A 13,848-nucleotide genomic window follows, 5' to 3' on the forward strand; every position below is an offset into this window, starting at 1 on the left:
ACGGCATCGCCACGCGGTGACAGATGAGCCTTCTTGAGCCGCAGAAGCTGCGACAGATCGCGATCGTGTCGCGCGCATTGGCGCGCCAGGACGGCATCGACTACCGGCAGAGCTCCAGGCGCGAGCGTCATCTCTACCGCCGCGAAGCGATCGTCACGCTGCTCGGCAACTGGTCGCTCGACGACATAAGCTGGGCCAACGGCATCATCGACAAATGCCGGAGCACCTAGCGGTATCACGGCACGCCATGACGCGGATGTGAAGTTGCGCGCCCGATAATCGGGACCTTATGCCGCTCATCGAGGGGCACCGCCGGCCTGCGTGTTTACCGGAAATTTACCCCTGCTCATGAGTGCGGGTATCATTTGCTTAGAATTTGAACGCTACCGTGAATCTACGGAAACACTCCGAAACACGATTGGCGCTCAATGTCCGTCGCAGAGTTCCTCAGGCAGCGTGCAGTGGAAGTCACAGTGAGCGGCGGCTACTCGCTGCCGCGCTGGTACGATTGCGAGGGCCAGTTGCGCACCTTCGCCTGCCGCACCAAGCGCGTCTCGCCCTTCCGCATGATCGTGGACGTGCCTGTCGTCGGCAAGGTCGGCGAACGCGTGACCTCTTACTTCCAGGATTTCGGCGAGTTTCAGTGCACCATCAGCGCGACGCTGAAGGCGGGCTTCCTGATGGAACTCGACATGACGCGGGCGCGGCGGGCCTGGATGTCGGAAAAGCTGACCTGGCTCGAAAAGAAGCAGAAGGACGCCAGCATCCAGGAGCTGCGCAACGACGCGCGCTTTGTTCCGCAGGTCTCGCACACCTTTCTGACGCTGGCCGACGGCAGCACCCATCCCTGCTTCATCATCGACGTCTCCACGGCCGGCGTCGCCATATCCTGCGAATACGATCCGCCGGTTGGAACCGCGCTTGCGGTCGGGCGCCTGTGTCGGACGCGTCATCCGCAAATTCGACAACGGCTTTGCGGTCAAGTTCGCCGAAAAGCAGCAGCGAGACGACCTCATCCGTCTGATTGTACGCTCGCCCCTGCTGCAGTCGGCCTGAACCCGGCCAGACCGATCTTAACTCAATTTTAACTAAATGCTGGAGGTGGACGTCCTCGCGCGATAGGGTGTGAACCAGTACGTCCGCAATCATTGCGGGCCCCGAGTATTGGAAGTCCTGGAATGTCCATCGCTGATGCCGGGCTCACGCCCGCAGAGGTCGCCCAGAGCACCGTCACCGCGGCCAAGCCGCAGCTTCCGCCCGGCGTCATCACCGAAGGCCCGCTGGTTCAGGCGAAGCTGCGCGAGAGCTATCTGCTGCTCGGCATTCTCTATGTGGGCGCCGTCGCGGGCATCATCTGGGCCATCACCCAGGGCGTCGGCAAGGTCGAGCTGTTCACCTTCGCCTGGATGTTCGCGCTGACGACATTCGGCATCGGCGCCGGCATGCACCGCCTGTTTGTCCATCGCAGCTTCCGCACCGGCCCGATCATGCGGGTCTTCTTCTGCGCCATCGCGCAGATGGCGGTGCAAGGCTCGATCGCCAAATGGGTCGCCAATCACCGCCGCCATCACCTCTACGCCGACGATGTCGGCGATCCCCACAGCCCGCAGTTCGACGGCTTCGGCAATCGCTATGTCAGCGCATTGAAGGGCTTTCTGCACGCCCAGGGCAGCTGGGTGTTCGACCAGGCGACCACCGACAACGAATACTACGCCAAGGATATCCTCGCCGATCCCATCGCGATGTTCTTCGTGCGCACGCGCTGGGTCTGGTACGGGATGTCGGCCGTCTTCATCCCCGGCGTGGTCGGCTACACCTTCGGCGGCGTGCACAGCATGATCGGCTGCGTGCTGTTCTCCGGCCTGCTGCGCGCCTATCTGCTGATCCTCACCAGCCAGCTCACCGGCTCGGTCTGCCACGCCTATGGCTATCGCCGCTTCGAGGTCGACGACGCCTCGACCAACGAGTTCGTGACCACGATCCTCACCTTCGGCGAGGGTCTGCACAACAACCATCACCGCTTCCCGCGGGACGCCTATATCTCGCACGCCTGGTGGGAGATCGATCTCAACGGCCTGATCATTCTGGGCATGGAGAAGATCGGCCTCGTCCATGACGTGTTCCACGCCTCGCACCGTCAGCTGGAGCTGGCGTCCGAGGCCGACGCGCAGGCGGCTACGACGGCGCGCTAAGGCGGCAAGCGGCGGCCATCCTCCGGCCGCCCTGCCTCCGCATCGCTGCCCTATCGCGGCCCCATTGCGGGATCAGCTTTTGAACGTCCGTGCCCCAAGGCCGGACGTCATTTGCAGACTTGCGATCGGGGGACCGAATGGCAGTCGACAAGTATACGGTTGATAGGATCACCGTTGACAAGATCACCTGGGACAGGGTCGGCCGGGTGACCGAGCCCGGGCGCTACATGTATACCTTCGGCTGGCTGACGATCACGGCCGGCGATCTCGATATCTGGAAGCAATACCCGCAAGCCGCGTTCACGCTGCTCGGACACCATGCCGAGCTGGACGAGGCCATTGCCGAGGAATTCCACCTCGGCGCCTTCGACATCGCCCCCGACGCCCCGCCACCGCCGTTCACCACCCACTGAGCCCGGGGCGCGGAAATCCACGATTCGAACCTGCGCAAGCAGCGTTTCGCGTGAGGCGTGGCTGCGCGGCACGCAGGCCGCCTCGGGAATAGATGGCATGTGCGTTGCTTAATCAACGCCATGACACAGATCCCTCCCGTCGATCAGGCCTTCCTGCTGCTGCTCCTCGTCTCCTGTCTCGGCACGTGCCTCGTGCGCGCCTTCTGGGAGCTGGAGCAGGCGCGGGCCCGCCGCATCGCTTCACCGCGGCGCGGCCGCACAACGAAGCGTGACTAGGCCGATCCGCGTGGCCGCCCAGTCTGCGCGGAGGCAATCCGACCTCTGGACTCGCTGCACGCGCGCGTGCATCGTGAATCAAAGAAACCTGCACATTGCCTTGATCTGACTGACCAATCGCGATCCGACCCGTGACACCCAACCGTTGCCATCGACGACGAGCTGACTGTGTCATGCAATTGATTGCGCTCGTATTCTACACGTAGCGGTCCCGATGAACGCTGGCTGCTCCGCTTGTTAATCGAGCGGACAGCCAACACATGACACATGGTCGCATCGGTAAAAGTAGATAAGCCGGGCAAGGGAACCTATTTTCGGCGCCGATGTACCTGATTGAAGCGTTACCCACCGTCATCGGAACTGCGGCCATCGCTCCGGCGCTGCTGATGCTGTGGCTCGTCATTGCCGCCGAGGAGCGTCCGGGGCCGCCAGCCCAGGTCTGGACAGCGTTCCTGCTGGGCGCGGCCAGCATTTCGCTGCTCGGCATTGCCCGCGCCCCCTTCGCCAAGATGGTTGCGGCCCCCGACAACCCCTGGGCGGCGCTGGCCATGCATTCGATCTTCGGCGTCGCGTTGCCGGAGGAAGCGGTCAAGGTGATCGCCATCGTGCTGGTCTCCTCGACCAAGCGGCGGACCTTCGCCAATCCGATGGACACCGTGGTCTATGGCGCCGCCGTCGGCCTCGGTTTCGCCGCCTACGAGAACCTCGCCTATCTCGTTCAGCATGCCGAGATGTGGCGGTCGCTCGCCGCCCTGCGCAGCGTGCTGACGGTGCCGTTCCACGGCGCGCTCGGCATCATCGCGGGCGCCTATCTCACAATCGCCCGCGCCGGCACCGCACTCGGCGCAAACCGCCACAACCGCGACTGGGCCCGCCTCTCCAGCCGCCTGCTGATCTTCGCAGGCCCGCTCGCGCTGCATTCGGCCTTCGACTTCCCGCTGCTGACTTTGCAGAGGATGCCGGACCTCGATCCGACGCTGCGGATGTGGCTGGGCGCTGCCAGCCTGCTGATCGGTTTCAGCTCGATCGCCTTCGCCATCCGCCTGGTCCGGCGCGTCGCGCGCCACCATGCGCCCCGGACCGAAATTGCGCGCGAGCGGCTCAGCCAGTTGCGGCGGATGTGGGCGCTGCTGCTCGCCGGCGGCGGCGTCGGTTTTCTCGGGCTCGCCTTCGTGCTGACCTCGATCCATCACTGGCTGATCAATCCCGAACGCAATCTGACGCTGGCGCTGATCCCGATCGGCTTCGTCTCGATCCTGCTCGGCCTTGCGCTTCTGATCGTCACGATCGCGATCTACATTCTCGGGCGCAACCGTGTTCGCACCAGTGGCGAAGGTTTTTCGTCTGCGCACGGTGGCAGTTGAGCCGCGGGTGGCCAGCGCTGCTCGCGCATACTAGATTGGATGCATCTGCTGCGACGTAGAGGTCTCCATGCCTTCGCCCGACGATTTCACACGGCTGCAATCCGCGATGAGCGAGACGGTGAAGGCGCATTGGAAGGCTTTCCTGTTCGAAGGCATCCTGCTCGCCGTGCTCGGCATCGCCGCGCTGATCCTGCCGCCACTCGCAAGTCTCGCCATCGCGATCGTCCTGGGCTGGATGTTCCTGATCAGCGGCATCGGCGGGCTGATCGTGACCTATTGGGCACGCGCCACGCCGGGCTTCTGGTGGTCGCTGATTTCGGCGGCGCTCGCCGTGCTCGCCGGCATGCTCCTGCTGGCGCGGCCGATGCAGGCGGTGCTGACGCTGACGATCGTGCTCGGCGCCTACTTCCTCGCCGAAGGCGTCGCCACCATCATGTACGCACTCGAGCACCGCCGCGAGCTGAGCGGCCGCTGGTCGTGGCTGCTGATCTCGGGCCTCGTCGACATCGCGATCGCGTTCATGGTGATCACGGGGCTGCCGAGCTCGGCGGAATGGGCGATCGGCGTGCTCGTCGGGATCAATTTGCTGTTCGGCGGTGCCACCCTGATCGGCATGGCCCTGGCGGCGCGCAACAGCAACACCTGAGGGATCTCGTCGCCCGCCGAGCCGATTGGGGGGTGACAAGGCGCCCATGGCACGCTATATGGCCTTCCATGATCACCGTCGCCACCAGCTATTTTTGGTACTTTAGCTACGACAGCTCGCTGGCGGCAGGAGGATCGCGCTCAATCTGAAATATTGAAGCAAACGTCCGAACAGCCGCCAGACCTGGCGGCTTTTTTATTGGCCGGCAGGTTCTCAAAATGACAGGAGCCCGCCGTGCTGAGCACGACAGACGATCTTCGTATCCGCGAACTGAAAGAGCTGAGCACGCCGGATGAGGTGATGCGGGAAGTCCCGCGCACGCTCACGGCGACCCGTGTGGTGATGGCGGCGCGCAACGCCATCCACGCCATTCTCAACGGCCAGGACGACCGCCTGCTGGTCGTGGTCGGCCCCTGCTCGGTGCATGATCCCAAAGCCGCACTCGAGTATGCCGAGCGTCTCGCCGCCTTGCGCGAGGACCTCGCCGACCAGCTCGAGATCGTGATGCGGGTCTATTTCGAGAAGCCGCGCACCACTGTCGGCTGGAAGGGTCTGATCAACGATCCCGATCTCGACGGCAGCTTCGACATCAACAAGGGCCTGCGGCTGGCGCGCAACGTGCTGTCGGCGGTGAACAATCTCGGCTTGCCCGCCGGCGCCGAATTCCTCGACATGACGACGCCGCAATACATCGCCGACCTCGTGTCCTGGGCCGCGATCGGCGCACGCACGACCGAGAGCCAGATCCATCGCGAGCTGGCTTCCGGGCTGTCCTGCCCGGTCGGCTTCAAGAACGGCACCGACGGCAATGTGCGGATCGCGGCGGACGCCGTGAAGTCGGCCTCGCATCCGCACCATTTCATGGCCGTTACAAAACTCGGACGCTCGGCGATCGCCTCGACCGCGGGCAACGAGGACTGCCACATCATCCTGCGCGGCGGCAGCAAGCCGAACTACGATGCGGAGAGCGTTGCGGCCGCCTGCAACGAGCTGGCGAAATCCGGCGTCGCGCCGCTGGTGATGGTGGATGCGAGCCACGCCAATTCGAGCAAGAAGCCGGAGAACCAGCCGCTGGTCATGGCCGACATCGCCGGCCAGGTCTCCGGCGGCGAGAACCGCATCATGGGCGTGATGATCGAGAGCAATCTCGTCGCCGGCCGCCAGGACGTGGTGCCGGGCAAGCCGCTGGTCTACGGCCAGAGCATCACCGACGGCTGCATCGACTGGACGACCACGGCGACCGTGCTCGAGCAGCTTGCTGACGCGGTCGAGATCCGCCGCAACACCCAGCGCGCGGGGCTGCACGAGCGGTCGGCCTGAGGCCGGGCCAAGGCGGGCGGGGCGATGCTGTTCGCGCCCTGCCCGCTGTCGTGATCAGCAGCCGCGGCAGATGCTCTTGATCTTCTTGTCGAGCGCCGCGTCTTCCTTGTTCACGGGATTGTTCGGGTCGCTTAGATTCTTCTCGTTCGGCACGTCGCCAGCGCGCGGCTGGCGATGCCCGACCGGCGCCGGCAACACCGATCCGGAGCTTGCACCGCTGGATGTCGATCCCTTGGAGCCGCTGGTCTGTGCAACCGCAGCGCCGCCAAGCAAGACCACGAGCGATGCTGCCACCATGATCTTCTTCATATCCGTGCCTCCGTTCTCAAACCGGCGTTCTCCCGCTCACCGCTCACGTCTCGGGCGGATAGAGATGAACATCGCCGCAATAGTCCACGATACGATAGCGCGTTTCCGCTTCCGCTTCACCCGCCTCGGCTGCGGTATTTTGAACCGCCTCCACATAATTCGGTCCCACCGGCGATTTGCCCGCGCCGCCGGGAATATCGATGACGTAGTCCGGCTGACACAGCCCCGACACCCGCCCTCGCAACTGCCGCATTAAATCCTGGCCCTGCGCGAGCGTCGTTCGCAAATGCACGGTGCCCGGCGCGAGATCGCCGTGATGCAGATAGTAAGGCTTGATCCGGCATTCGACGAAAGCTCGCATCAAATCCGACAAAGCCGCGACGGTGTCATTGACGCCGCGCAAAAGCACGGACTGGCTGACCAGCGGAATTCCGGCATCGACGAGCCGCGCGCAGGCGGCCCGCGCCGGGCCCGTCAGTTCGCGCGCATGGTTGGCATGTACGGCGACCCAGGTGGTTGCGCCCGCGACCTTCAGCGCCGCCACCATGTCGTCGCTGATGCGGGCGGGATCGGCGACCGGCACACGGGTGTGAAGACGGATGATCTTGACGTGATCGATCGCGGCCAAATCGGCCATGATCTCGCTCATCCGCCGCGGCGACAGCATCAGGGGATCACCGCCGGTCAGGATCACCTCCCAGATCTCGCTGTGCGAGCGGATGTAATCGATCGCCGCACGATAGGCGATGTCCGACAGCGCGTTCTCCTTGCCGGGGCCGACCATCTCGCGGCGAAAGCAGAAGCGGCAATAGACCGCGCAGACGTGAACGAGCTTGAACAGCACGCGATCGGGATAGCGATGCACGATGCCCGGGACCGGCGAATGCGGATGATCGCCGATCGGATCGGCGTTCTCGCCCGGCTGCATCTCCAGCTCGGCGGCGGTCGGAACGAATTGCCGCGCGATGGGATCGTCGGGGTCTGATTTATCGATCAGCTCGACCAGCGTCGGCGTGATCGCAACCGCATAACGCGCAGCGACGCGCTCGAGCGCAGGCAGCGCCGTCGCAGGCACGAGGTCCGCGGCCACGAGCTCGGCCGGCTCACGCAGGGTGCGTGCAAGATTGGTCTTCGTCATTTTTCACCCGCAGGCGGTGTCCACACCACCTGATCAATCCGTGTTGCGCCGCTTGCCAGCATCACCAGCCGGTCGAAGCCGAGCGCGACCCCGCTCGCCTCCGGCATGGCGGCGACCGCGGCCAGAAAGTCCTCGTCCAGCGGATAGGCCTCGCCGTAGCGGCGCTGCTTCTCCGCCATCGACTCCGTGAAGCGCTGGCGCTGCTCCGCGGCGTCGGTCAGCTCGCCAAAGCCGTTGGCAAGCTCGACGCCGCAGGCATAGACCTCGAAACGTTCCGCGACCCTGGGATCCTCAGCCTTTACGCGCGCCAGCGCCGCCTCTGGAGATGGGTATTCGAACAGGATGGTCAAACGCCCCTGCCCCAGATGCGGCTCGACATGCTCGACCAGGACCTTGCTGAAGATGTCCGACCAGGTGTCGTCCTGGGCGATGCGGACCTTACCGGCGGCCGCCTCGGCGAGCGCGGCACGGTTACCCTCGTTGCCCGAGATTGTCGACAGCAGGTCGATGCCGGCGAACCGCTCGAAGGCGCCCGCGACTGTCAGCAATTCCGGCTCGGCGAAGGGATCGGCGGTCCGGCCCCGGAACGCGAACGTCCCGATCCCGGTCGCCTGCGCCGCTCGAGCGATGGCGACCACGGTGTCGGCCATGATGGCGTCATAGGGGGCGCTGGCCCGGTACCATTCCAGCATGGTGAATTCGGGCAGATGCAGGTCGCCGCGCTCACGGTCGCGGAACACCCGTGCGAACTCGAAAATCCGCTCTTCGCCGGCCGCCAGCAGCTTCTTGCAGGCGAATTCCGGCGAGGTCCGCAAATATCGGCTGGCCCGGCTGCCGTCGGGTCGCATGATCTCGGTCCGGGGGGCGTGCAGATGGGTCTCGTTGCCCGGCGAGACCTGGAGGACCGAGGTTTCGACCTCGATAAACCCCTGTTCGCCGAAAAAGCCCCGTAGAGCCCCGGTGATGGCCCCCCTGGCCTGGAGGAACGGCCGCCGGTCGAGGTGCCGCGAGGGGCTCCAGAACGGCGAAATCGGCTTGTCCCCAGCCATTAACCGACCACCCCTTGGGCCAGCAAAATGCTGGCATCCAACGGCAAAATCAGTATGTTGCGCCCCGAAACGGGCGCCGAGGTCTGATTTGAGGCCCCAAGTCCCCCATCGATTTGACCACGTCCTGGCCGGTGCCGGGCCAAGCAAGCAGGAAATACAGCTTTGAGAGTCATCGCCAGTTCTATTCGCAAGGGCAACGTGATCGAGCAAGACGGCAAGCTCTATGTCGTCGTGAGCGCCGAGAACATCCATCCCGGCAAGGGCACGCCGGTCAGCCAGATCGAAATGCGCCGAATCTCGGACGGGGTAAAGATCTCCGAGCGCTACAAGACTACCGACCAGGTCGAAAAGGCCACGATCGAAGAGCGCAACTACACCTTCCTGTATGAAGATGGCGACGGCTTCCACTTCATGAACCCCGAGACCTACGACCAAGTCCAGGTCCCCAAGGACGTCGTCGGCGATGCCGCCGCCTATCTTCAGCCAGACATGACCGTCAAGCTGTCGACCCACGACGTCAACGTGGTCTCGCTCGCTCTGCCGCAGCGAGTGACACTTGAAGTCGTCGAGACCGAGCCGGTGACCAAGGGCCAGACGGCTTCGTCGTCCTACAAGCCCGCCGTGCTGTCCAACGGTATCCGCACCACCGTGCCGCCGCACATCTCGGTCGGCACCCGCATCGTGGTGATGACCGAAGACGGCTCCTACTCCGAGCGCGCCAAGGACTAAGAGGGATCAAGCAGGTGCCGCCGGGGGGCGAGACAGTGGTTGGGAAGAGTTTCCGCTTCGTCTCGCTACTTCTGGCGTCGCTGTCGCTCCTCCATGCCGCTCCGCTCGCCGCGGATGAAATCCGCGGCCCTTCACTCACGGCCCTGCGCGTCGATTGGCGCGCAGCGCTCGACCAGCTCCGCACCGAGATCAACAGCCGCCGCCAGATTGCGGGCGACTTCATCTTCGTGTCCCGCCGATCGGTGCCGCGCTTCGATCCGCGCGCGATGCCTGCGCTGGTGCAGCTCAACGCGGTCTCCTCGCAATTCTTCACCGGCATCGCCCGCAGCTCCGTGCCCGTGCTGCTGCCGTTCGACGCCGGCGCCTATCTCGAGGCGCAGCGCAGCGGCCCCCCCTCGAGCCTGTCGCTGTCGCGCTATCAGGCCGATTTCAATCCTGCCGACATGTTCGATGCCGGTCCCGCCGGCTACAGCGCCACGTTCTCGCTGGAGCCCGGTGCCGGTGACGGCATGCCGACCCGCGTCTACACCAAGCCGGTCGAGGTGCAGATCACGGGCTCAGCGCTGGTCTACGACGTCGCCGATCCCACGGGCGGCAAAGGCGAACCGATCAAGCCGCTTGCGGCGCTCTATCCGGACCTGCGCAGGTTCATCCGCGAAGGCTACGTCCGCTACGCCTTCACCCGCTTCGGCGTCGCCTATGTGGTGTCGATCCAGTGCCTCGACAGCGTCGCAAAACCGCGGCGGCTCGCGTGCAAGGAGGCCTATCCGGTTGCCGAGCGTTTCCTGAAAGCGCTGCACGTCGCCGGCGGCCAGCGCATGCGGCCGCTGACGGACATCGCCTCCGGCATCATCGACCGCCCCGTGGCGCGCTCGGCGGAATTCAGCTACCGGCCGAGCGGCGACATCATCCCGAACACCGGCTATCGCAAGCAGGGCGGCCATCCCGACGTGATGGCCTATGCGCAGATCCGCTTTCCGCTGGAGAAACCGCCCGCTTTCGTGCGCTCGCAATCCTACGGCAAGCGCGACAAGAACGACGGTCCGACCGTCTATCCCTGGCGCGACAATTTCTGCGAGTCCCGCAGTTTTGAAGTCTGGCAATGCGGCGGCGGTTACGGCCACCAGGGCGAGGACATCCGCGCCGCCGACTGTCCGCCGCCGGGCGAAGGCCGCGAGCCCTGCGACCCCAAACAGCGAGCCGTCGTCGCCGTGCGCGACGCCATCGTGATCCGCTCCCCCAAGGACCAGGCCGCGACGCTCGAGATCAATAGCCGCACCGAGCACATCCGCTTCCGTTACATGCACATGAATCCGCAGGTGATGAATGCCGACGGCCTGCTCAACGGCCGCATCGTAATCGAGGGCGAGAAGATCGGCCTGGTCTCGAACTATCTCGACCATCCCGCCGGCACCTCGATGCACCTGCATTTCGACGTGCAGGTTTTCACCCGCGACGGCTGGATCTGGGTCAGCCCCTACGTCACGCTGGTCTCCGCCTATGAGCGCCTGATCCGCGCCCGCGGCCGCGAGGTTGGTCCGGAGATCGCCGTCAGCACCCAGCCGGTGGCCCATGCGTTGCCGGAGGACGTGATCAAGCCGGACCAGCGCGAGGGATCGAGCGGCGAGGAGAATTGAGGCTCCTTGCGCGTCGCTGCGCCACTTGCCTCGATGACAATCCGATGACGCCCCTTTCAGCGCGTCGGGCCTGACCGACCAGCTCCAGATCGATCGAATGAGACGGCCTTCTCTGGCCCCAGAATTGCTTTGCCGTCCGGCAGGCAAACTGGAGGAAGGGAAGTACATGCGTAGTCTCACCACGGCGGCTGTTCTGGCCATCGCGTTCGCCATTCCGGTTCATGCGCAGGAGCTGACCGGCACGCTGAAGAAGATCAAGGAGACCGGCGCGATCACGCTTGGGGTGCGCGACAGTGCAGTGCCCTTCAGCTATATCGACGAGAAGCAGAAGACTGTCGGCTACGCCATCGACATCTGCATGAAGATCGTCGAGGAGATCAAGGCCGAGCTGAAGCTGGACAAGCTCGCGATCAACGAGAACCTCGTGACGTCGTCCAGTCGCATTCCGCTGATGGCGAACGGCACGATCGACCTCGAATGCGGCTCGACCACCAACAACGCCGAGCGCCAGAAACAGGTGTGGTTCACCAACACGCATTTCCTCACGGCGAGCCGGTTCGTCTCCAAGAAGGCTTCGAAGCTCGACCAGGTCGATGACCTCAAGGGCAAGGCCGTCGTCTCGGTCTCCGGGACCACCAACATCACCCAGCTCAACAAGGCCAATGCGGCCCGCTCGCTCGGCATCACCGTGATGAACGCGAAGGACGTCCCCGAGGCGTTCCTGATGGTCGAGACCGACCGGGCTGAGGCTTTCGTCATGGACGACATCCAGCTCGCGGCGATGATCGCGTCCGCGAAGGATCCGTCGCTCTACGCCATCAGCAACGGCGCTTTCTCCGATCCCGAGCCCTACGGCATCATGCTGCGCAAGGACGACGTGGCGTTCAAGACGGTGGTCGATCGTGCCACCGCAAAACTCTACAAGAGCCCGGAGATCGAGAAGATCTACAACAAATGGTTCATGGAGCCGGTGCCCCCGCGCGGCCTGAATTTCCACGTTCCGATGCCGGTGTCGATGAAGAAGTCGTTCGAGCATCCGTCGGACAATCCCGATCCGGCGTCATACGGGGGCTGAAGAGAGAGCACGCCTATGCGTAGCCCGGATGAGCGAAGCGACATCCGGGATTTGTGCAACGACTGTCCCCGGGTGTCGCTTCGCTCACCCGGGCTACAAATCCCCACGGCTACTCCAAGAACGTCGTGAGCTGCGCGCCCTCATCGGCCACGAACACCGCGATCAATTCCGCCGGCTCCGTGGCGCTGGCATTAGCCGAGACCAGATGCGTCGATCCCGGCGGCTCGAAGAACGACTGGCCGACGCCGAACGTCTCGACCGGGCCGCCGCCGAGCTGGGAGCGGATTTCACCCTTGGTGATATAGGCGGTCACCGAACCCGCGTGGCGATGCGGGCGCGAAAATCCGCCGGGACCATAGAAGACGCGCACGATGGTGACGCGCTTGCCCGGCACGTTGGGCAAGGCATAGGAGCCGATCGGCTCGACCTTGTCGAGCGGCGAGCTCTCCGCAGCCGTGGCACAAAGCGGTGCGAGCGCGCCGGAGACGCTGTCCATCGTCACCGGCAGCGCCTTGCCGATCGCGAGTGCGCAGGCGAGCCCCGCAACGATCGCGAGCGATGTCGAACGTGACGGCAGCGAAAGCTGCGTGGTGCCCAAACTCATTGCAGTCATGACAAGCTCCCCTCGTTGCGATCAGGACGCTGCGGCGTTCGCCGCGACCGGCCGCTTCGGCGGCGTCCAGCGATAGGCCGCGCCAAACCGGTTCCAGACGTTGATCGAGGCCACGGCCGAGGTCAGGTACATCAGCTCGGTCTCGGAGAATTCGCCGCTCGCCTCGGCATAGACGTCGTCGCCGATGCCATCGGGCAGGAAGGTCAGCGCTTCCGCCCAGGCCAGCGCGGCGCGCTCACGCGCCGAAAACACCGGCGCCTCGCGCCAGACCGCGACCAGATTGAGCTTGTCCACGGGCACGCCGATCCGCTCCGAGAGCAGGATGTGATGCTGCACGCAAAAGGCGCAGCCGTTGATCTGCGAGGCGCGCAGCTTGACCAGCTCGAGCAGCTGCTTGTCGAGGCCGGCCTTGGCGGCCAGCTGGCCCAGCGCCAGCACCAGATCGTACGCATCGGGCGCGATCCGCTTGAAATCCTCGTATTCGCTGCGGGCATGTGACATCGCTGTTCACCTCGTGTTATTATAAGAATGCTTACATATTATAAGAGCACTTACATGTCGCGCAAGACCGCCGCCATCACAAGATCGAAAACCGCGAAGGCGCCCGCACCGGCCGGCGACGGGGCCGTGCGCCTGCCGGCGCCCGGCGAGGGCAAGCGCGGCGAGCAAGGCTATCTCGGCTATCTCCTGCGGCAGGCCCATGCCGCGGTCCGCCTGACGATGGAACGGACGCTCGCCGATCTCGGCGTGACCTCGCCGCAATTCGCCGTGCTGACGATGCTGAATGCCTATCCGGGACTGTCAGGGGCCGACGTCGCCCGCCTCACCTTCCTGACCCCGCAGACGGTCGGCGTCATCATCCGCAACCTCGAACGCGACGGCGCAATTGAGATGACGCCGCATCCCATCCATGGCCGGATCCAGCAATGGACGCTGACGCCGCGCGGAGCGACGCTGCTGAAGGCCTGCAGGGAACGCGTGATTGAACTGGAGAAGCGTCTCGCCGGCGGGCTCGATGCCAAGGCGGAGGCCAGTATTCGCCGCTGGCTCGCCAACGTCGCGACAGAGCTGCAAGAGGACTAAGAGA

The 13,848-nt window shown here is 64.7% G+C and carries 16 protein-coding genes and 1 pseudogene; 12 read left to right on the forward strand and 5 right to left on the reverse strand.

The window, feature by feature from the left end; translation table 11 throughout:
• Nucleotides 1–23: 23 nt before the first annotated feature.
• The 8 genes and pseudogenes from RAD16_RS05260 to RAD16_RS05295 all read left to right on the forward strand — a co-directional run bounded on the left by RAD16_RS05260 (nt 24) and on the right by RAD16_RS05295 (nt 6,211).
• Entirely contained in the window at nt 24–230 is a 207-nt protein-coding gene (locus tag RAD16_RS05260) for a hypothetical protein (RefSeq protein ID WP_458156804.1), read from the forward strand.
• Between the two features lie 198 nt (nt 231–428).
• Nucleotides 429–1,056 (forward strand): annotated as a pseudogene (locus RAD16_RS05265) (PilZ domain-containing protein).
• 122 nt (nt 1,057–1,178) lie between these two features.
• Nucleotides 1,179–2,192 carry an acyl-CoA desaturase gene (locus tag RAD16_RS05270; RefSeq protein ID WP_458156805.1) on the forward strand — a complete coding sequence of 338 codons (1,014 nt, stop codon included), beginning with the start codon at nt 1,179–1,181 and terminating at the stop codon, nt 2,190–2,192.
• Nucleotides 2,193–2,329: 137 nt separating this feature from the next.
• Nucleotides 2,330–2,605 carry a hypothetical protein gene (locus RAD16_RS05275; RefSeq protein WP_458156806.1) on the forward strand — a complete coding sequence of 92 codons (276 nt, stop codon included), beginning with the start codon at nt 2,330–2,332 and terminating at the stop codon, nt 2,603–2,605.
• A gap of 120 nt (nt 2,606–2,725) precedes the next feature.
• Nucleotides 2,726–2,881, forward strand: coding sequence for a hypothetical protein (locus tag RAD16_RS05280; protein ID WP_458156807.1), 156 nt, complete (start codon nt 2,726–2,728; stop codon nt 2,879–2,881).
• Nucleotides 2,882–3,204: 323 nt separating this feature from the next.
• Nucleotides 3,205–4,245: a PrsW family glutamic-type intramembrane protease gene (locus tag RAD16_RS05285; RefSeq protein WP_326900254.1), complete on the forward strand. Its 1,041-nt coding sequence runs from the start codon at nt 3,205–3,207 to the stop codon at nt 4,243–4,245.
• A 67-nt stretch (nt 4,246–4,312) separates the two neighbouring features.
• On the forward strand, nt 4,313–4,891 hold the full coding sequence (locus RAD16_RS05290; protein ID WP_458156808.1) for an HdeD family acid-resistance protein: 579 nt from the start codon (nt 4,313–4,315) through the stop codon (nt 4,889–4,891).
• Between the two features lie 234 nt (nt 4,892–5,125).
• Nucleotides 5,126–6,211 (forward strand): 3-deoxy-7-phosphoheptulonate synthase, encoded by a 1,086-nt coding sequence (locus RAD16_RS05295; protein WP_458156809.1) that lies wholly within the window; start codon nt 5,126–5,128, stop codon nt 6,209–6,211.
• Nucleotides 6,212–6,265: 54 nt separating this feature from the next.
• Here RAD16_RS05295 and RAD16_RS05300 read toward each other — a convergent pair whose 3' ends face one another.
• The 3 genes from RAD16_RS05300 to epmA are packed head-to-tail and all read right to left on the reverse strand — an operon-like array spanning nt 6,266 to nt 8,707.
• A complete protein-coding gene (locus RAD16_RS05300) occupies nt 6,266–6,520 on the reverse strand; it encodes a hypothetical protein (protein ID WP_458156810.1) in 255 nt (84 codons plus the stop codon).
• Between the two features lie 43 nt (nt 6,521–6,563).
• Nucleotides 6,564–7,658 carry a lysine-2,3-aminomutase-like protein gene (locus RAD16_RS05305; protein ID WP_458156811.1) on the reverse strand — a complete coding sequence of 365 codons (1,095 nt, stop codon included), beginning with the start codon at nt 7,656–7,658 and terminating at the stop codon, nt 6,564–6,566.
• The gene (gene epmA / locus RAD16_RS05310) at nt 7,655–8,707 is read right to left on the reverse strand and encodes an EF-P lysine aminoacylase EpmA (protein WP_458156812.1); all 1,053 of its coding nucleotides are present in this window, start codon (nt 8,705–8,707) and stop codon (nt 7,655–7,657) included. The genes RAD16_RS05305 and epmA overlap by 4 nt, the downstream gene beginning before the upstream one ends.
• A gap of 162 nt (nt 8,708–8,869) precedes the next feature.
• On the opposite strand from epmA, the gene efp reads away from it, so the two are divergent.
• The 3 genes from efp (at nt 8,870) to RAD16_RS05325 (ending at nt 12,148) form a co-directional block, all read left to right on the forward strand.
• The gene (gene efp / locus RAD16_RS05315; RefSeq protein WP_194476041.1) at nt 8,870–9,436 is read left to right on the forward strand and encodes an elongation factor P; all 567 of its coding nucleotides are present in this window, start codon (nt 8,870–8,872) and stop codon (nt 9,434–9,436) included.
• Between the two features lie 14 nt (nt 9,437–9,450).
• Complete coding sequence (locus RAD16_RS05320) at nt 9,451–11,073, forward strand: M23 family peptidase (protein ID WP_458156813.1); 1,623 nt, start codon at nt 9,451–9,453, stop codon at nt 11,071–11,073.
• Nucleotides 11,074–11,239: 166 nt separating this feature from the next.
• On the forward strand, nt 11,240–12,148 hold the full coding sequence (locus tag RAD16_RS05325) for an amino acid ABC transporter substrate-binding protein (protein ID WP_458156814.1): 909 nt from the start codon (nt 11,240–11,242) through the stop codon (nt 12,146–12,148).
• 109 nt (nt 12,149–12,257) lie between these two features.
• Here RAD16_RS05325 and RAD16_RS05330 read toward each other — a convergent pair whose 3' ends face one another.
• Nucleotides 12,258–12,761, reverse strand: coding sequence for a cupin domain-containing protein (locus tag RAD16_RS05330; RefSeq protein WP_458156815.1), 504 nt, complete (start codon nt 12,759–12,761; stop codon nt 12,258–12,260).
• A 21-nt stretch (nt 12,762–12,782) separates the two neighbouring features.
• Complete coding sequence (locus RAD16_RS05335; protein ID WP_458156816.1) at nt 12,783–13,262, reverse strand: carboxymuconolactone decarboxylase family protein; 480 nt, start codon at nt 13,260–13,262, stop codon at nt 12,783–12,785.
• Between the two features lie 54 nt (nt 13,263–13,316).
• On the opposite strand from RAD16_RS05335, the gene RAD16_RS05340 reads away from it, so the two are divergent.
• Nucleotides 13,317–13,844, forward strand: coding sequence for a MarR family winged helix-turn-helix transcriptional regulator (locus tag RAD16_RS05340; protein WP_458156817.1), 528 nt, complete (start codon nt 13,317–13,319; stop codon nt 13,842–13,844).
• The last annotated feature ends 4 nt before the right edge of the window (nt 13,845–13,848 follow it).

This window comes from Bradyrhizobium sp. 18BD, assembly GCF_054185225.1.